General features: G+C 66.1%; 13 protein-coding genes. 7 read left to right on the top strand and 6 right to left on the bottom strand.

The genetic code is table 11. The features are described from left to right. The first annotated feature begins 50 nt into the window (after positions 1–50). Entirely contained in the window at positions 51–905 is an 855-nt protein-coding gene (locus tag AC1VVK_RS11220) for a LysR family transcriptional regulator (protein ID WP_482903039.1), read from the top strand. Positions 906–1,082: 177 nt separating this feature from the next. Here AC1VVK_RS11220 and AC1VVK_RS11215 read toward each other — a convergent pair whose 3' ends face one another. The 4 genes from AC1VVK_RS11215 to AC1VVK_RS11200 all read right to left on the bottom strand — a co-directional run bounded on the left by AC1VVK_RS11215 (position 1,083) and on the right by AC1VVK_RS11200 (position 8,369). After that, entirely contained in the window at positions 1,083–2,081 is a 999-nt protein-coding gene (locus AC1VVK_RS11215) for an LLM class flavin-dependent oxidoreductase (RefSeq protein WP_482903038.1), read from the bottom strand. A gap of 90 nt (positions 2,082–2,171) precedes the next feature. Further along, entirely contained in the window at positions 2,172–5,642 is a 3,471-nt protein-coding gene (locus tag AC1VVK_RS11210; protein WP_482903037.1) for an indolepyruvate ferredoxin oxidoreductase family protein, read from the bottom strand. A 193-nt stretch (positions 5,643–5,835) separates the two neighbouring features. Then, complete coding sequence (locus AC1VVK_RS11205) at positions 5,836–6,585, bottom strand: SDR family NAD(P)-dependent oxidoreductase (RefSeq protein WP_482903036.1); 750 nt, start codon at positions 6,583–6,585, stop codon at positions 5,836–5,838. A gap of 329 nt (positions 6,586–6,914) precedes the next feature. Next, positions 6,915–8,369, bottom strand: a complete 1,455-nt coding sequence (locus tag AC1VVK_RS11200) for an NAD-dependent succinate-semialdehyde dehydrogenase (protein WP_482903035.1) — start codon at positions 8,367–8,369, stop codon at positions 6,915–6,917. A 268-nt stretch (positions 8,370–8,637) separates the two neighbouring features. On the opposite strand from AC1VVK_RS11200, the gene AC1VVK_RS11195 reads away from it, so the two are divergent. From AC1VVK_RS11195 to AC1VVK_RS11175, 5 genes are read left to right on the top strand one after another with little or no spacing between them, the layout of a single operon-like run. Then, the gene (locus AC1VVK_RS11195; RefSeq protein ID WP_482903034.1) at positions 8,638–10,035 is read left to right on the top strand and encodes an aldehyde dehydrogenase family protein; all 1,398 of its coding nucleotides are present in this window, start codon (positions 8,638–8,640) and stop codon (positions 10,033–10,035) included. A 12-nt stretch (positions 10,036–10,047) separates the two neighbouring features. Further along, positions 10,048–10,860, top strand: a complete 813-nt coding sequence (locus tag AC1VVK_RS11190; RefSeq protein WP_482903033.1) for an SDR family NAD(P)-dependent oxidoreductase — start codon at positions 10,048–10,050, stop codon at positions 10,858–10,860. 2 nt (positions 10,861–10,862) lie between these two features. Next, complete coding sequence (locus AC1VVK_RS11185; protein ID WP_482903032.1) at positions 10,863–12,185, top strand: cytochrome P450; 1,323 nt, start codon at positions 10,863–10,865, stop codon at positions 12,183–12,185. Beyond that, positions 12,182–13,216: an NADP-dependent oxidoreductase gene (locus tag AC1VVK_RS11180; RefSeq protein WP_482903031.1), complete on the top strand. Its 1,035-nt coding sequence runs from the start codon at positions 12,182–12,184 to the stop codon at positions 13,214–13,216. The genes AC1VVK_RS11185 and AC1VVK_RS11180 overlap by 4 nt, the downstream gene beginning before the upstream one ends. Before the next feature lie 31 nt (positions 13,217–13,247). Then, complete coding sequence (locus AC1VVK_RS11175; protein WP_482903030.1) at positions 13,248–14,276, top strand: DUF2889 domain-containing protein; 1,029 nt, start codon at positions 13,248–13,250, stop codon at positions 14,274–14,276. Positions 14,277–14,392: 116 nt separating this feature from the next. Here AC1VVK_RS11175 and ppa read toward each other — a convergent pair whose 3' ends face one another. Then, on the bottom strand, positions 14,393–14,938 hold the full coding sequence (gene ppa / locus AC1VVK_RS11170) for an inorganic diphosphatase (protein ID WP_132388120.1): 546 nt from the start codon (positions 14,936–14,938) through the stop codon (positions 14,393–14,395). A 289-nt stretch (positions 14,939–15,227) separates the two neighbouring features. Continuing rightward, a complete protein-coding gene (locus tag AC1VVK_RS11165) occupies positions 15,228–17,183 on the bottom strand; it encodes a M61 family metallopeptidase (RefSeq protein WP_482903029.1) in 1,956 nt (651 codons plus the stop codon). Positions 17,184–17,518: 335 nt separating this feature from the next. On the opposite strand from AC1VVK_RS11165, the gene hisS reads away from it, so the two are divergent. After that, the gene (gene hisS / locus AC1VVK_RS11160; RefSeq protein ID WP_482903028.1) at positions 17,519–18,775 is read left to right on the top strand and encodes a histidine--tRNA ligase; all 1,257 of its coding nucleotides are present in this window, start codon (positions 17,519–17,521) and stop codon (positions 18,773–18,775) included. The last annotated feature ends 147 nt before the right edge of the window (positions 18,776–18,922 follow it).

Below are 18,922 nucleotides of genomic sequence, written 5' to 3'. Positions count from 1 at the left end.
GCAAGCGAGCGGAAATTGAAATTTTTCGCCCTTCGTTATAGATACTGTCTATGATCGACCAATATCTGCTGCGCTATTTCCTCGCCGTGGCGGAAACCGGCAATTTCAGCCGCGCAGCCCGGGCGGTCAGCGTTACCCAGCCCACGCTTTCGGCCGGTATCGCCAAGCTCGAACGCGAACTGGGCGCGCGCCTGTTCGACAGGGATCGCCAGCGCGTTGCCCTGACCCCGGCGGGCAGCCGATTTCTCGTCCGCGCCCGCCGCATCGCCGCCGAATATGAGCACGCGCTGGTCGAACTGGCCGAACCCGCCGAACCGAGCCTGCTGCGCGTGGGCGTGCTCAACACCATCCCCACCCGCACGATAGGCCGCGCCTTGGCCCAATACGACGGCAGCGAGGCGCTCGAACTGCTCGACGGCAGCGAGCGCGATCTGGCTGAGCGGTTGGAACGCGGGCGGATCGACGTGGCATTGACCGTCGTTCGCCCCCACCACGCCCGCTACCAACCCGAAGTGCTCGCCCGCGAACGCTACATGATGGTCTTGCCGCCCGATCACCCGCTGGCCGGGGAGAGCGAAGTCCTTGCCGAACAGCTCGCGCAGGATCGCATGGCGCTGCGCCGCCACTGCGAGGCGCTGCCGGAGATCAACCGCTTCTTCACCCAGCGCGGCGTCCGTCCGCGCTTCGTGCTCAAGACCACCAGCGACGAGCGCGTTCTCTCGGTTGTGCGCAGCGGGGCCGGGGTGGGGATGATGCCTGAGGGGTTCGCCGACGGTTCGGTGCGGTTCGTGCCGGTGCGGGATTTCGAACTCGTGCGGGAGGTCGGGCTGCTGCACGCCGGGGGTGTGCGAGGAAGCGCGTTTCTGGCGATTTTGCGGGGGCTGTATCGGGAAGAAAAGGAATAAGCAGGGGAGCATAGCCCCCCTGCACCCCCAATATCGTCTAGGTCACGCGGACCAACTGAGTCGTGCGCCCACGGCTACGCCGGGAGACGTATTGGCTGCGCCGCAAGGAGCGCACGACAGCTAAGCCGGGCGCGAGGAAGACGCTTTGCGGGTCTGGGGGATCATCCCCCAGGACTTCTACTTTCCTGCCTTCAATCGCGGCATGGTCGCTTCCAGCAGCTTGAGGCTCTTCCACCCTTCTTCCGGCGAAAGTCCGCCCAACAAGGGCTGGAAGCCGACATGACCGACGCCCCCCATGCTGTGCACTTTCTCGACCAGCTGGTCCGGCGTCCATGCGGCGAACATGCCCGCCTGACGCAGCACGGCCGGATCGGTCAGCCCCTTGAACGGCGAGTTCGAACCATCGCCCTCCTGCTCCGCCCACTTGGCATATTCGGTGATGACGTGGACCGCGTGCGGCGCGATCGCCTCCCAGCCGGCGTCCGGATCCTCGCAAAGATGGACCGCCAGCGGCATCCCCGGCGTAGGCCGGAAATAAGTGCGCGGCGCGTGGCCGAGCCGTTCGCATTCGGCGAGGTAAAGATCGATAAGTTCGGGCTTCATCGGCCCGAAACCGACGCCGAATTTCGCCGCGCGCTTGGCCGAAGCGGGCACGCCGCCGCCGACCATGATGATATCCTCCGGCGCCTGCACGGTGAGCGGGCGGACATAGATCGGGCGGCCGTCAAACTCGAATTTCTCCCCCTTCAGGGCGCGCAGGATGATCTCCAGCCCTTCGTCCATCAGCCGTGCGCGGTCCTTCAGGGACTTGCGGAACATGGCGAACTCGAACGGTACATAGCCGGCACCGAAGATGACATTGAGCCGCCCGTTGGACATCTGGTCCACCACCGCGATCTGCTCGGCCAGTTCGAGCGGATCGTGCAGCGGCAAGACCACCGCGCCGAGCATGAAACGGATGTGCTTCGTCACCGCCGCCATGCCGCCGGCCAGCGTGAAGGGCTGCGGCAAGTAGCCGTCGTCGGAGCCGTGATGCTGCATCAGCCCGATCTGGTCCGCACCGATCCGGTCGACAAAGGCCGCCATCTCGATTGCTGCGCGGTAAAGCTCGTGCGTCGGCGTCGCCCAGTCGGGCGATCGCATGTCGAACGAGACATTGATGCGGATGTTCTTCATGGGCCGACTTCCCTCCAGCAGCGACGGCCCCGGTCGTGCGGCAATCGCGTTCGGGCGGCAATTTCGGGGCGGCAGATACCGCCCCGGCGGTCACGCCGGTTCGAGTTCGGCCGTGATCGCGCTGGGTTCGAGCCGGAGTGAAAGTTCGGCCACTCGCTCCCTATAGGCGGCGACTCCGGCCTCCTTCACCGCGCCGTACCCGGCGATCAGCGCGGGAGCGGCGGCGATTTCGACGGCAAGGTCCATCTTATCGGGCTCAACTTTCGCCGCGATCCGGCGCGCGAGATCCCGATATTCGCCGATCAGCGCGCGTTCCATGCGGCGTTCGGCAGTGTAGCCGAACGGATCGAACCATGTCCCGCGCAGCCCCTTGGCCCTTGCGATCAACGCGAATGCCGGGAAAATCCAGCTTCCGAACGCGATCTTGCGCGGGCGGCCGGTCTTGCGGTCCTTGCGGAACGCCAGCAGCGGCGGCGCAAGGTGGATCTTGAGGCGCGGCGTGCCCTCGAACGTGTCGGACAGCCCCGCCCGGAAGGCCGGTGCGCTGTAGAGGCGAGCGACTTCGTACTCGTCCTTGTACGCCATGAGACGGCCGAGCTGCCGCGCGATTTCGCGCAGCAAAGGCTCCCCGCCGGCCACCCCGCGTGCCTTCAACACGCCCGCAATCTCGTCGAGAAACGCGCGGTAGTCCGCAGCATAGGCCGGGTTCTGCCACTCCGTCAGCAGGTGCTCGTAACTCTCGCCAATAGCTGCAAAATCGCGCGGCGCCTCGGGTGCGGAAGGTGCAGCATCGGCCAACGCGAAAAGGTCTTCCCCGCCCGCCGCCGCCAGCCGCCCGAGCGACAGCGCAGCCAGGTTCGCGCGCACCGCCACCCCGTTCAATCGCACCGCCTCTTCCAGCGAGGACAGCGCGACCGGCAGCAGCCCCTTCTGCGCCGCGAAGCCCAGCATCATCAGGTTCGTAAAGATCGAATCGCCAAGTAGCCGCGTCGCCAGCGATCCCGCGCGCAGCGAGGCGATCCCCGCCGGATCGACGCGCTTGCCGATCGCGCGAAGGAAGCGGCTGGCGGTCAGATCGAGGCCCGGATTGCGCTGGAATTCGCCGGTGGGCACCACGTCCTCGTTCGCCAGAACCCGCGTATCCTGCCGCGCCAGCGCCAGCACTTCGGGCGAGGATGCCACCACCAGATCGCAGGCGATCACAAGGTCCGCCATGCCCGCGCCCAGCCGCGCCGAGGGGATCGCGTCGGCATCCGCGCCGATGCGGACATGGCTCGCCACCGCGCCGCCCTTCTGCGCCATGCCGGTCTGGTCAAGCACTTTGGCGGCCTTGCCCTCCATCTGCGCCGCCATCGCCAGCACCGCGCCCACCGTGAGCACGCCGGTCCCGCCGATCCCCGCCACCAGCATCGCAGAGGCTCCTTGCGACAGGTCCGCCACCGCCGGTTCGGGGAGCGCCGCCACCATGCTGGCGAGTTCCGCGTCATCCATGCCGCGCTTGCGCAACGCCGCGCCGGAGACTTCCACGAAGCTGGGGCAAAACCCCTTGATGCAGGACATGTCCTTGTTGCAACTGGACTGGTCGATCATGCGCTTGCGGCCGAATTCGGTTTCGATCGGCACGATCGACAGGCAGTTCGACTGCACCGAGCAATCGCCGCAGCCCTCGCAGACCGCCGGATTGATCCAGAGCCGCTTGTCGGGATCGGGGTAAGCGCCTTTTTTGCGGCGGCGGCGCTTCTCATTGGCGCAGGTCTGTTCGTAGACGATGGCGCTCGTGCCGGTCACTTCGCGCAATTCGCGTTGCACCGCGTCCAGTTCGTCCCGGTGCAGCACGCGGGTTCCGCTCGGCAGGTCGGACGCAGCAAAGCGCGTGGGGTCTTCGCTCACCAGTACGACCGGGTGCACGCCTTCCACCACCAGTTCGCGCACGATCTGCTCGGGCGTGAGCGCACCTTCCGCAGGCTGACCGCCGGTCATGGCGACGGCATCGTTGTAGAGGATCTTGTAAGTCACCCGGCTCTTCGCCGCCACCGCCGCGCGGATCGTCAGCAGGCCGGAATGCGTATAAGTCCCGTCGCCCAGGTTCTGGAACATGTGCAGCGTATCGACGAAATGCTGCGCGCCGATCCAGGGCATCCCTTCCTGCCCCATGCTCACCGTCTGCATCGTGTTGCGTTCGGGCATGTAGTGGGCGAGGCCGTGACACCCGGTCGCCCCCATCGCGGCCGAGCCTTCCGGTACCACGGTCGACGTATTGTGCGGGCAGCCGGAGCAGAAATAGGCGGGCCGGATGGCAGTGCGGTTCAGCGCCTTCGCAGAGTCCTCCCGCTGGCGCAGCATGGCATCGCGCGCCGCAAGATCATCACCCAGCATGCCCAGCACCGCCATGCGCGAAACCAGCGCGCGGCGCACCGTCGCGGCATCCAGCACGCCCACTTCGGACAGCAGCTTGGCCCCGTCCGGCGCGGTCTTGCCCGAAAGCGCCGGGGCATTGGCGCGGCCATAGAACAGGCGCGCGATCTGGTCCTCGATAACCGGGCGCTTTTCCTCGACCACCATGACTTCGGCGCTGCCGCCGCAGGCCCGGTGCAGGAATCCGGCATCGAGCGGCCAGACGAGACCGAGCTTGACCACGCGCAGGCCCAGCGCGCGGCATGCCGCCTCATCCACTCCGAGATCGGCCAGCGCCTGACAGAGATCGAGCCATGCCTTGCCCGCGCTCACCACGGTCAGCCGCCGGTCCGGCGCCTCGTGGCTCACCCGGTCGATGGGGTTGAGGCCGGTGAACAGCGGCACGATCGGCAGGCGCCGCTCGATCACCGCCGCTTCCTGTTCGAGCGCCGACATGGCGATGCGCAAGTTCGGCGAGGCGCCTGCGGGTATTTCCGGCAGGGCAATCGGGAAGGTGTGGCCCGGCAGGGTTACGGTCGTGGTGAGGTCCAGCGTATCGGTCACGGCCTTCACTGCCACGTAGAGCCCGCTGACGCGCGACAGGGCCCAGGCGAACTGACCGTAGGACAGGATCTCGTCGGTCGTGGCCGGGTAGAGCACCGGGACCATCGCCGTCATCAGCACATGTTCGGATTGGTGCGCGGTCAGCGAGGACTTGGCCGCGTGGTCATCCCCGCAGAGCAGCAGCGCGCCGCCTTTCGGGTGGGTGCCTTCGAAGTTCGCCGCCTTGATCGCCTCTCCCGCACGCTCGACGCCCACGCCCTTCGCGTACCAGAGCGCGAAGACGCCATCGACGTTCGGCTTGCCGTACCAGTCGAGCTGCTGGGTGCCGCGTACGGACGTGGCGGCGAGTTCTTCGTTGAGGCCGGGCTCGAAACGGATGGCGTGCCGGGTGAGCAGCTTTTCGCTCGCCCACAACTGCGCATCCAGCGTGGTGATGGGGGAGCCGCGATAGCCGGTGACATAGCCCGCCGTCATCAGCCCCGCCGAGCGATCCCGCCGCGACTGATCGAGCAGCAAGCGCACGACGCCTTGCAGGGCGGAGAGCATGACTTGCCCTTCTCCTTGCGTGTATTTGTCTTCCAGCGTGACGACCGTCTTGGTCACTCGGATCCCCGGTTTTCCTGTCCTTCCAGCGGCCTTTCAGATGGCGGGCGGAGGCGCAAGCGGGGAGCGCGGGGAGCGCCGTGGGGGTCAATTGGGGGTGCGGGTGGGTCCGCTTTCGGGCTTCGGGAAGGCGAAGCTTCCGAAATTATGGAAGGGTGGCAGCGTCATGCACTGCCACCCGTCGATGCAGAATTCAGGTTACGACGCGGCCGCCGTTCACGCCGATGGTCTGGCCAGTGACGTACTGGCTGCGCTCGTCGCAGAGCCAGGCGCAGGCGTTAGCGATATCGTCTGGCTCGCCCATACGGCGGACCGGGATGGTCTGCAGCAGCACTTCGGTCGGGATCTGGAAGCGCTCGCGGTTGGCTTCGGACATGATCGTGCCCATCACCGAACCCGGCGGGATGTTGTTCACGGTGATGCCGTAAGGGCCGAATTCCTGCGCCATCGAACGGGTCATGGTCACCACCGCGCCCTTCGACGACGAATAGGGGATCATGTTCACCGCGCCGGTCTGCGCGCTGGAGGACGAGATGTTGACGATGCGGCCCCAGCCCGCGTTCTTCATGTCGGGCAGGCATTCCTGCGTCATGATGAACAGGCCGCGCACGTTGACGGCGTAGATGAAGTCCCAGCGATCCTCGGTCAGTTCCTCGAACGGGGTGAAGTCGGTGACGCCCGCGTTGTTGACGAGAATCGAGATCGGGCCCAGCGCTTCGCGCACTTGCTCGATCGCAGCCTTGGCCGAGGCGCGGTTGGACACGTCTGCGCCCACGGCGATGGCGCTGCCGCCAGCTTCGCGAATGGCCTTGACGGTATCGGCGCAGCGCTCGGCATCGAGGTCGAGCACGCCTACGGCCACCCCTTCCTTCGCCAGCCGCTTCGCGCAGGCGGCGCCGATTCCGGCGGCGGCGCCGGTGACGATGGCAACCTTGTAGGACATCACGTTCTCCCGTTCTCTTCTGGGTCTTGGCGCCTCGCACGCCTTGCAGGCCTCTAGGGCTAGACGGAAAAGAGGCTTGTCGGGAAGAGCAAGTTTGAACGGGCGTTCAAAACTTCGCAGTGGCGGCGTTGTGGGGGCTAGTCCTGCCTCTGCCAACTGCCATTCGTCGCCCCCGCGAAGGCGGGGGCCCGCCTTTTTAGTTCACGCGGAGGCGTGGAGAGATCGCGCGGTGATTCACAGTCTCTCTGCGTCTCTGCGTACCCTGAAGAAAAAGCGGGATCCCCGCCTGCGCGGGGATGACGGCAGTTTTTGGTGTAAGAGTGGGTGCCTTACGCCGCCGGCTTGATCCCCATGCAGAGGTACTTCACCTCCATGTAGTCATCGAGGCCATAGTGCGATCCCTCGCGGCCGAGGCCGGATTGCTTCACGCCGCCGAACGGCGCCACTTCGGTGGAGATCAGCCCGGTGTTGATGCCCACCATGCCCGCCTCCAACGCCTCTGCCACGCGCCAGACACGGCTGATGTCGCGGGCGTAGAAATAGCTGGCAAGGCCGAATTCGGTATCGTTGGCCATGCGGATGGCGTCGGCCTCGTCGGTGAAGCGGATTACGCCCGCCAGCGGTCCGAAAGTCTCTTCCTTCGCCAGCTTCATGTCCGGCTTCACGCCCGCAACCACGGTGGGGTTGAAGAACGAACCGCCGCGCTCGTTGCGCTGGCCGCCTGCCAGAACCTTGGCGCCGCCCGCGATGGCGTCTTCAAGGTGTTCCTCCACCTTCTCGACCGCCTTCACGTCGATCAGCGGGCCGACTTCGGTGCCCGCGTCCATGCCGTAGCCGACTTTCATGGCGGAGACGCGCTTGGCGAGCTTCTCGACGAACTCGTCATAGACGCCGTCCTGCACGTAGAAGCGGTTGGTGCAGACGCAAGTCTGGCCGCCGTTGCGGAACTTGGAGATCATCGCGCCGTCGATCGCGGCATCGACATCGGCATCGTCGAACACGAGGAACGGCGCATTGCCGCCCAGTTCCATCGAGGTCTTCTTGATCGTTTCGGCACATTCGCGCAGCAGGTCGCGGCCGATCTCGGTGGAGCCGGTAAAGGTCAGCTTGGCAACCTTGGGGCTGGCGGTCAGCGCAGAGCCGATCTGCCCGGCGCTGCCGGTCACGACATTGACGACGCCCGCCGGAATGCCCGCCAGTTCGCACAGATGCGCAATGGCGAGCGCCGAATAGGGCGTGGCCGAAGCCGGCTTGATGACGATCGTGCAGCCCGCCGCCAATGCCGGGCCCAGCTTGCGGGTGATCATCGCATTGGGGAAGTTCCAGGGCGTGATCGCAGCGACGACGCCGACACCCTGTTTGATGACGACGATGCGGCGGTCGGCGGCATGGCCGGGGATGGTGTCGCCATAGGCGCGCTTGGCCTCTTCGCCGAACCATTCGATGAAGCTGGCGCCATAGGCGATCTCGCCGCGCCCTTCGGCCAGCGGCTTGCCCTGTTCGCGGGTGAGCAGCTCGCCAAGGTCGTCCTGATGCTGGATCATCAGTTCGAACAGCTTGCGCATCAGCTTGGCACGCTCACCGGCGGTCTTGGCCCGCCAGGCGGGGAGCGCCTTTTCGGCCGCGTCGATGGCGCGGTTGGTCTCGATTGCGCCCATCTTCGGCACAGTGCCGAGCACGGCGCCGCTGCCCGGATCGGTGACTTCGAACGTGGCACCGCTATCGGCATCGCACCACTGGCCGTCGATGTAGCACTGCTGACGGAGGAAATCGGTGAAAGCCATGGTCTTGCGGTTCCTCGCTCGTTTCGTGCGCGCCACATTCCTGAGGCCGCGGGCTGATGCCGGAGATAGGCAGCCCCGGATAGCGAGGCAACCGCAAGCGGACGATCCGGTTCCAGCCAGCGCCCTCGCGATTGACGCGCCTTCTCCGCTTCGATAGTCTCGTTTGCGAAAACAAATTCGCAAATACGAATTATCTGGGAGAGAGCCGCTGACTCACGCAGGCTTCATCGATGGCGCATTCGTTGCCGGGAACGGCGGGGCGTTCGACGTGCTCGATCCGTCCGACGAGAGCCATGTCGCGCAGGTTATCGGGCTTTCGCCGGATCAGGTGGAGAGCGCGATTGCCGCCGCGCGGCGGGCTTTCGATTCGGGTGTGTGGTCCGGCCTCACGATGGCGGAACGCGGCGCGGCGATGATGCGCTTTGCCGGCGCCATGGCCGCCCGCGCAGACCGGCTGAAGGAACTGGCCGTGCGCGAAGCAGGCTGTCCGGTTTCCTCCACGGTCATGGGCGCGCAAGTCGCCTCGCCGCTGCGCATGGCGCGCGAGATCGTCGAACTGTTCCTCCGCCTGCCCGAGGTGGAGGACAATCCGCTACCCCTGCACGAGCGGGTGAACGCCCATTTCGCGGTGCAGAGCGTGACGCGTTGGTCGCCGATCGGGGTGGTGACGGCGATATCGGCCTACAATGTGCCGTTCTATACCGCGCTCTGGAAAGTCGTGCCCGCGCTGATGGCGGGCAATACGGTGATCCTGCGGCCCAATCCGCTGACGCCGCTGTCCGCGTTGGTCTTTGCCGAGGCGGCTGAGGAAGCGGGCCTCCCGAAGGGTGTGTTCAACCTTGTCATCGAGCAGGGCGTGGACGGCGCGCAGGCCCTGACCAGCGATCCGCGCGTGGACATGGTGAGCTTTACCGGTTCCTCCACCGTGGGCGTCGAAGTCGCGAAGCAGGCGGCGACCACGCTCAAGCGGCTGGTGCTCGAACTGGGTGGCAAGTCGGCGCAGATCTATCTGCCGGATTCGGTGGACCGCGCGGCGATGGCGGCGATGAGCGTCTGCACCTCACACGCCGGGCAGGGCTGCGTACTGGGCACCCGTGTCTTCGTGCCACAGGAGAGCAAGGCCGAAGTGCTGGAGGCGATGGCGAAATTGCTGTCCGGCGTGAAGATCGGCCCGGCGCGCGATCCGGCGAGCCAGCTTGGCCCCGTCATCAGTGCGGGTCAGCGCGCGCGGTGCGAGCATTTCGTTACCGCCGCCGTCGCCGGGGGCGGCCGCGTGGTCTGCGGCGGCAAGCGGCCGGAGGGGCTGGAAAAGGGCTATTTCTTCGAGCCGACCGTGCTCGACTTGCCGGACAACGCCAATCCCGCCGCGCAGGAGGAAATCTTCGGGCCGGTGGTTTCGGTGATCGGTTACCGCGACCTCGATCACGCGGTGGAAATGGCCAATGACAGCCGCTTCGGCCTGTCCGGTTGGATCCACGGCAAGGACAAGGTCAAGGCGCTGGAAGTGGGCCGGCAAATCCGCAGCGGGACGGTCAACGTCAATGGCGCGCTGATGTCCAGCCATGCCAGCAGCGGCGGCATCAAGATGAGCGGCCTTGGCCGCGAGCGCGGCGTCGAAGGCCTGCGCGAATTCCAGATCATGACCACGCTGAACATCGGCGGGTAAGGGAGGACCAGCATGCAGGGACTGCTCGAAGGCAAAGTTGCACTGATTACCGGGGCCGGATCGGGCGTTGGCCGTGCCGCCTGCCTGCTCTTTGCCGAACACGGCGCCAAGGTGATCGCGGCGGACGTGAATGCGGACAACGCGTCGGAAACGGCAGCGATGGTCCGCGCGCAGAATGGCGAGGCCATTGCCGTGGAATGCGACGTGGCCGATCCTGCCTCGGTTGATCATGCCGTCGCGGCGGCGGTCGAGGCCTTCGGGCGGCTCGATTGCCTCTATAACAATGCCGGGATCACGATCAGCCCGGTCCCCGGCAAGGGCCTGCGCAGTCTGATCGAGTGCGAGGGCGAGGACATGCGCCGCGTTTCCGAGGTCAACGTGATGGGCGTGGTCCACGGGTGCCAGTCGGCGATCCGGCAGTTCGAGAGGCAGGCCAAGGACGGACAAGGCGGCGGGGCCATCGTCTCCACCGCCTCGGTCGCGGGGCTGATCGGCTATGGCGGCGTGTTCTACGGCGCCACCAAGGGCGCGGTGGTGCAGCTTACCCGCGCGCTCGCCATGGAAGTGGCGGACAAGGGCATTCGCGTGAACGCGGTCTGCCCGGCGGGCATGCTCACCCACTATGCCGGCATGGACCCCGACAGCGAGCACCGCGACCGCATTCTCGAAGGCATGGGCCGCGTCCACCCGCTCGGCCGCGCCATCGATCCGCGCGACACCGCTTCGGCGGCGCTGTTCCTCTGTTCCGATCTCGCAAGCAACGTGACCGGCGTGAATCTTCCCGTAGACGGGGGGCTCTCGGCCGGTCGCAAGGTAGGAGGCTGACCATGGCGACCTGTCCCTATTCGGGTAACGATTCCCGCTCCAACGCGCTCGCATCGCTGCTATCGGACAATCCGCGCTATGCGGAGATGTTCGATGTCGACAAAGTGGATGCCAATTCCGGTGTCGACCCGACGCGCGACTATACCGAGGACATGAACCGCCTGCGCGAGGCGGGCGCGGTCCACAAGGGTACCTTGCGCGAACTGCTGGGCGTGCCGGAAATGGTCTCGATGCTCGGCCCGCCGCGCGAGAACATGACGTTCTTCTCCTACCGCGCTTGCGAGATCGGCTTTCGCGAAAACCAGCTCTATTCCTCCGAGGGCTATAACGAGAGTGCGGGTGTGCGGACGATCGGCACCACCATCCTCTCGATGGTCGGCAAGCCGCACAAGCGCCTGCGCTCCGCCGCGCAGCCGCTGTTCAAGCGGCCCAAGGTGCTGGACTGGTGGAACAAGCGCTGGATCGAGGAGACGGTCGATGTCCTGCTCGACCAGATCAAGGACCGCGAGACCACCGACCTCAACACCGACCTTTGCGCCCGCCTGCCAATGGCCACCGTCACCCGCGCCATCGGGCTGGAGGGGGAGGACGTGATCGAGTTCCGTTACCAGCTGAATCGCGCCACCTTCGGCGCGCGCAACCTGCCGCCCGAGGAAGCGGCGCAGGCCCGCGCCTGGGTCGATGGCACGCTGCGCCGCCTGATCGCAGAGAACCACCGCGAACCCGGTGACAATCTGATCGCCGGCCTGATCGCCTGCGAGATCACGCACGAGGACGGCTCCAAGCGCCCGCTCACCGAAGATGAGCTGTTCGGCTACTGCAAGCTCGCCATCTTCGCGGGCGGCGGCACCACGTGGCGGCAACTGGGCATCACCATCGATGCGCTGATGACGCACCGCCACTTCTGGGATGCGTGCAAGGAAGACCGCAGCCTGATCGACCTTGCGGTGGAAGAGGGCCTGCGCTGGCGTGCCACCGATCCAGTGTTCATGCGCCTCTGCATGGAGGATACCGAGATGGAGGGCGTAAAAGTCCCCGCCGGCACCCGCATCCACTTGTGCCTCGGCGCCGCGAACCACGATCCGGCGGTGTTCGACAAGCCCGAGGAATACGACATCTTCCGCCGCAAGGAGCATCACATGGGCTTCGGCTTCGGCCCGCACCGCTGTCTGGGCATGGATGTCGCCCGGCAGGAGATGGTGGTGGCGATCAACGGATTGCTCGACCGCTTCCCGAACATGACGCTCGACCCGGCCAAGCCGAAGCCCGAATATCGCGGCCTCGACCATCGCGGCATGTCGGCGGTGACGGTGAAACTCAGGTGAGCGGCACCATGAAGCAGGTCGTGCTGGCACGCTATGCGCAAGGCAACCCGAAGCCTTCGGACTTCCGCGTGGAAGCGGCCCCGATTCCCGCGCCGGGTGAGGGTGAGGTGCTGCTGCGGACGCTGTGGCTGGGCCTCGACCCGCTGATCCGCTTCGCCATCGACGAAAAGCGCCTTTCCGGCGTAACGCAGGTCCATCCCGGCGAGGTCATGTACGGCCCGACGGTGAGCGAAGTCGTCGCCTCCAACCACCCCGGCTATGCGGTGGGGGACGTGGTGGAGGATCGCACCGGCTGGCGCGAATATGCCCTCGTCGCGCCGGACAAGGCCGATTGGCGCGGGCCGCCAAGAAAGCTCGATCCCGCGCAGGCACCCGTCTCCACCGCGCTGGGCGCGCTGGGGATGCCGGGGCAGACCGCCCATGCCTGCGTGATCGGCATCGGCCGCGTCGCGGCGGGCGAGACGGTGGTCATCTCGGCCGCAGCGGGCGCGGTGGGCAGCCTTGCCGGGCAGATCGCGAAGATACGCGGCGCGCGAGTGATCGGCATCGCCGGCGGGCCGGACAAGTGCCGGGGCCTGATCGACCTCGGCTTCGATGCCGCCGCCGACTACAAGGCGCCCGACTTCGCCGAGCAACTCGCCAAGGCGCTGCCCGAAGGCGCCGACGTCTTCATCGACAATGTCGGAGGGGACGTGATGCTGGCCGTCCTCCCCCACCTCAAGCGCGGCGCGCGCATGCCGGTCTGCGGTTTCATCGCCTATTACGGCATGGGACTCGAAGGCCCCGGGCCTGACCGTCTGCCCGGATTTTTCCGCACGATCATGTCCAAGGGATTGGAGATAAAGGGCTTTGGCGGCTTCCTCGTCGGTGGCCAGCAGGCGCTGGACGATATCGCCGGCTGGATCGCCAAGGGGCGCATCCGCTGCCCGGAATCGGTGGTCGAGGGGCTGGATTCCGCGCCTGAAGCCTTCGCCGGGGTGTTTTCTGGCAACAACCATCTAGGCAAGCTGCTGGTGAAGGTGTCAGGCTGACCGGCGAAAACAAAAATCGCAGGATGCCACCATGACCACGTCGATTCCTTCCGCGTCCTACCCGCCGCCTCCGCGCCAGACGGCGAACCCGGCCCCGGTGCGCCCCGCAAACTCGCTACGCCGCACGTCCAGCATCGATGTGGCCTGGCCCGATGGGCCCGAAGGCGAGCGCCTTTTCGTCGGCCGCGCACGCGATTACCTGACCGGCCCGGACGGCAAGGGCCATACGCTGGCCACCGGCGAATTCTCGCTGCGCATGACCGAGGACAAGACGATCACCCGGATCGCCGCCGACCCGGCCCCGGCGACGATCGGCCAACTCGTCGGCGCGCGCGCCGGCGGCCATCTGCGCATGGCCCTGCGCGAAATCATGCCCGAACTGATCGCGCAGGCCGATCCGCTCTATCTCGTGCTGGACGACCTTTCCGGCACCGCGCTCGTCTCCTCGTTCGCGTGGGGCCAGTGGTACCCCGAACGCATGGACCTTCTGCGCGAGCGGCTGGGCGCGGAAGACGGCGCTTCCGCGCTGGCCCAGCGCGCCAATGTCTGCTGGGGCCTTCAGGAGGGCAACAGCGGTGTTTCCGGCACCGCCGCGCTCGACAAAGTGGCCGATGCGGACGCGGGAAATCTTCGCAACGCCGCCGATCCCGAGGGCTGGCACCAGTTCCTTGAACACGAAGGCCCCGGCTTCCGCCGCGCCCGCCGCATCGACGTGACGCGCGACGGCGGCCTGATCCGCATCGCCTCGGCCTTTCAGGACAGCGCCAAGCTGCGCGAAGGCGGCCGCGTCGCCATCCACGAATACAATCTTGGCGCAACCGTCGATGCGGAGACCTTGGAAGTGCTGAGCCTGGAACCCGAGGCGCGCATCCTTCCGTTCCGCGAATGCCCCGGTGCTGTCCACAATGTCGCGCGGCTCGTCGGCCGCAACCTCGGGCAAGTGCGTGAGGATGTGCTGGAGATGCTGCGCGGTCCGGAAGGCTGCACGCACCTCAACGACGCTCTGCGCGCACTCGCCGATGTCCCGAGGCTGGTGGAAGAACTGCGCCAGCCGGCCTGACGTTCGGGTATCCTCCCCTTATGACGGGAGGAATTCAGTCCGACCCCGGAACGGAAAAGGGCCGACAGATCACTCCGCCGGCCCTTCCTTCACATGGGGTGTGAACTTGTAGTGGCTCAGGCCTTGGCAGCCTTGTCCGCCTCATAGCGCTCGATCGCCTCGACAACGATCTGGCGGGCTTCGTCAGCGCCGCCCCAGGTACCGACGCGCACCCACTTCTCGGCCTCAAGGTCCTTGTAGTGCGTGAAGAAGTGCTCGATCTGGCTGAACACGATCGGCGGAAGATCGCCCTTTTCCTGCACGTCCGAGTAGTACGGGAAGGTCTTGTCGTCGGGCACGCAGACGAGCTTTTCGTCGCCGCCGTGCTCGTCTTCCAGGTTCAGCACGGCGATCGGGCGCACGCGTACGACCGAGCCGGGCACGAAGGGCGAGCGCGCGACGACCAGCGCGTCGAGCGGGTCACCGTCGGGCGAAAGGGTGTGCGGAACGAAGCCGTAGTTGGCGGGGTAACGCATCGGCGTGTGCAGGATGCGGTCCACGAAGAGCGCGCCCGAATCCTTGTCGAATTCGTACTTCACCGGCTCACCGCCAACGGGAACCTCGATGATGACGTTCAGGCTCTCCGGCGGATTCTTGCCGACAGGGATCATGTCGATGCGCATGTTGGTCCTTTTCAACGGGCACGATTTGAGCGGCGCTACTGAGCGTGCGCCGCCTTGAACTTTGACGGCGGGGCTTAGCGGGACGGTTAATGCATCGCAACCGCCTATTCGCACTTGCGGCGCAAGGATCGCGGAACCGCTGCCGTGACAAAACATGACCGGATCCGTGCGCGGATGTGACAACATCGGCCGCCCGCCCCCGCGTTTCCGCCACCTGCACACAAACGAAACGGGGCCGGACCATGGCCCGACCCCGCTCCGAATGGTCGCCGGCCTGAGCCGGTTTTACTTATTTCGTGCGCGGCGCCAGCAGGCGGTCAAGCCCGTTGACCTTGCCCGGCGTCGTGCTTTCCAGCCAGGGCCAGCGCAGGCCGCCGTGGTAATCGAGCGAGACGGTCTGGAACGCGTCGCCGCGCTTCACCAGCAGGCTGATCGGCTCCTTCGCGGTCTTGGCCGCGGTGATCGCGTCCTTGATCCCGTCAGCGCTATAGGCCCTGCCGTTGACCGCAACGACCTTCACGCCGCCCACCAGACCGGCATTGTAGCCAAGGCTGTCCCACACCGTAGCGGTGACAGTGCCTTCATTGTCGAGCGACACGCCCAGCGAGTAGCTGAGGTCCAGCGACTTGCGCGAATCGCCGAGGCCCTTTTCGTAGGCGTTCTGGGTGTCCTTCCAGACCAGCTTGTAGCCGGCCATCTCGATGCCCTTGGTGGGCGCCGGCTGGTTGGTGGCGTAGATGCGGGTCTTAAGGAAGCTGGCCCAATCGTAGGGGTAGACGCCGTTCAGCGTCTTCACGACATCGTCGAAGTTGTACGTCAGCTCGCCCCAGTCGCCATCGCGCACGCCGAAGAAGGCCTTGGCGAAATCGTCGAGGCCCTTGGCGCCCTTGGTACCCTGACGGATGATCTGGTCGGCTTCGAGCCAGGTCAGCGCGCCTTCCACATAGTAGTCCTCGGTGCGCGTGATCGAGGTGTAGGGCAGCGGGCGGCGCTCGTTGATGATCGGTGCGTGGGTGGTGTCCTCCACCGAACGCCAGCCACGGCCCGGCGTCGCCTCGGCATAGCGGGCAACGGCACCGGCCAGCGTGTCGAGCGTGGTTTGCTTGGTCTGCACGCCCGAACGCGCGGCGAGGATGTAGCCCCAGAACTGCGTCTGACCTTCGTAGACCCAGAGCAGCGTGTTCTGCATCGGCTGCTGGAAGTCCGGCGTCCACAAGTCTGCCGGGCGGCGGTACTTGCCGTTCCAGCTATGCGTGAACTCGTGCGGGATCACGTTGCGATCCCAGTCCATCTTGTCCCAATCGACCCAGACGCGCGGTTCCATCTGGTTCTCGCTCGAACGGTGATGTTCGAGGCCGATGCCGCCCATGCGGTCGGTCAGCGCCAGCAGGAAGTCGTAATGGTCGAAGTGGCGGGCGCCGAACGTGAACAGCGCCTGCGAGACGAGGTTGCGATAAGTCTGCATGTTCTCGGGCTTGATGCCGAGCAGCTTGGGCTCATCCGCCACCACATTCATGTTCACGCCGTGGCCGAGATCCCAGCTCTGCGCATATTTGCCGGCGAAGATCGGCGAATCGACAAGGCGTTCGTAATCGATCGGGTTCCAGGTGACCGTGTCGCCCTGCTGGGCCTTGCCGTCGAGCGCGGTGTAGACGGTCCAGCCCGCCGGGAACTTGACGGTCGGCTTGAAGGTGATCCCGCGCGTGTAGTAGCCGGCCGGATAGAGGCTCATCTTCTCCCACTGAAGATTGAGCATTTCCTGCGTCATCGTGATGCGGCCTTCCTTGGCCTGCACCGGCGAGGTGTGGACGAACTTCACCGTCACCATCTGGGTACCGGCGGGCAGGTCGAGGTGGAAGGCGTTCACGGCCACGGTGTCCCGCTGCCACGTGATTTCCTTGCCGTCCGCGAAGAAGTGGATGTCCGCCAGCAGCGCGAAGGGGCCGGTGGGCGAGTGATTGCCGGGCAGCCAGCTCGGCTGGATCAGGATCAGGTTCCGCGTGCCGGGGGCGACTGGGACCTGCTGCGTCACCTTATAGACGCCGCGCACGGTGTCGCTGGCATCGATGTCGAGCGTGATCGTGCCCGCATAGGGCTTGTCCTGCGCCGCGGGCAGCGGATCGGGCAGCGCGGGCGCCATCGGAGTCGTGCGCGTGGCAGACTCCTGCGCCGAAGCTTGCGCCAGCGCCGGGGTGGAGACGGAAAGGAGGGCGAAGAGCGTGACGACCGCGGTACGATATTTCATTTCGCCATTCTTTGCGGCTGTTGCGGGATTTGGCAACCATCCAATTCACTCATGCGTTCCGGTCGAGCGGGTGCGGTAATTTTCGGTCCTTCGACAAGCTCAGGATGAGCGGAATCCATTCGAGGGGATGGGGAACTACGCCCCGCTCATCCTGAGCTTGTCGAAGGATGCCACGACGCAACGGTCGCGTGAGGGCGCGACTCCCCTCCGTCAGCCCTGCGGGCTGCCACCTCCCCGTGCCGGGGAGGACAGGGCCCGCCTATTTCCACGCGCAATTGCCCGCTTGCACCGCAGCCACTTTCCCCGCCGCCGCAATCGGGCTAAGCGCGCGCGTTATGAGCAGCACATCGACCAAGACGCCTCAGGCGATCCGCGGAACCCAGGACATCTTCGGCGCAGACGCCGAGGCTTTCGCGCATGTCGTCGAGACGTTCGAGCGCATTCGCAAGCTCTACCGCTTCCGCCGCGCGGAAATGCCGGTGTTCGAGGATACCGCCGTGTTCTCCCGCTCGATCGGCGAGACGACCGACGTCGTATCCAAGGAAATGTACTCGTTCGAGGATCGCGGCGGTGACCCGCTCACGCTGCGCCCCGAATTCACCGCCGGCATCGCGCGCGCCTATCTGACCAACGGCTGGAAGCAATTCGCCCCGGCAAAGATCGCCACGCACGGTCCGCTGTTCCGCTACGAGCGCCCGCAGAAGGGCCGCTATCGCCAGTTCCACCAGATCGACGCCGAACTGATCGGCGCGGCCGAACCCACCGCCGACGTGGAACTGCTGGTGCTTGCCGACCAGCTCCTCAAGGAACTGGGGATTTCCGAAGGCGTGACGCTCCAGCTCAACACGCTGGGCGATGCGGCCAGCCGCGACAGCTGGCGCGCGGCGTTGATCGAATACTTCCGCGCCCACAAGGCCGATCTGTCCGAGGATTCGCAGGACCGCCTTGAGCGCAATCCGCTGCGCATCCTCGACTCCAAGGATCCGCGCGACAAGGTCTTCGTGGCTGACGCCCCGCGTATCGACGATTTCCTCTCGGCCGAGGCGCAGGACTTCTTCGCCGCGGTGACGCAGGGCCTCGACGCGGCGGGCGTAGCCTACGAACGCGCCCCGGCACTGGTGCGCGGGCTCGACTACTATCGCCACACGGCGTTCGAATTCGTCACCAGCCGTCTTGGCGCGCAGGGCACTGTGCTCGGCGGCGGCCGTTATGACGGGCTGATGGAAAGCCTCGGCGGTCCGGCTACCCCGGCCGTCGGCTGGGCGGCGGGGATCGAGCGTCTGGCGATGCTGGTCGCCGATGCGGGCACGCTGGCCGAGACGCCGCTGACCGTGGTGCTGGCGGTCGAGGACGATGCCGCGCTCGCCTATGCGCAGAAGGTCATCACCGCGCTGCGTTTCCAGGGCCTCGACGCCGAGATGATCGCCACCGGCAGCCCGCGCAAGCGCTTCGACAAGGCCGTGAAGATGGGTGCGAAAGTGCTCATCTCGTTCGGCACGAAGGACGGCCAGCCGGTCGCCAACTTGCGCGCCGCCGAGCCGACCGCCGAATATCTCGCGGTCGAGCAGGTTCTCCAGTCGGTCCACCCGTGATTTCGGCTGACCTCCTCTCGACTGACGCAACACACACCAAAGCGACATACAATGCCGTCGCCCCCGCGCATGCGGGGGCCCCGCTTCCTTTGCGCCACGCGGCCAGAACAAGCGGGATCCCCGCGTTCGCGGGGATGACGGATAAAG

It is taken from the genome of Novosphingobium sp. BL-S-32, assembly GCF_056857055.1.
This window is presented reverse-complemented; position numbering and strand designations above follow the sequence as displayed.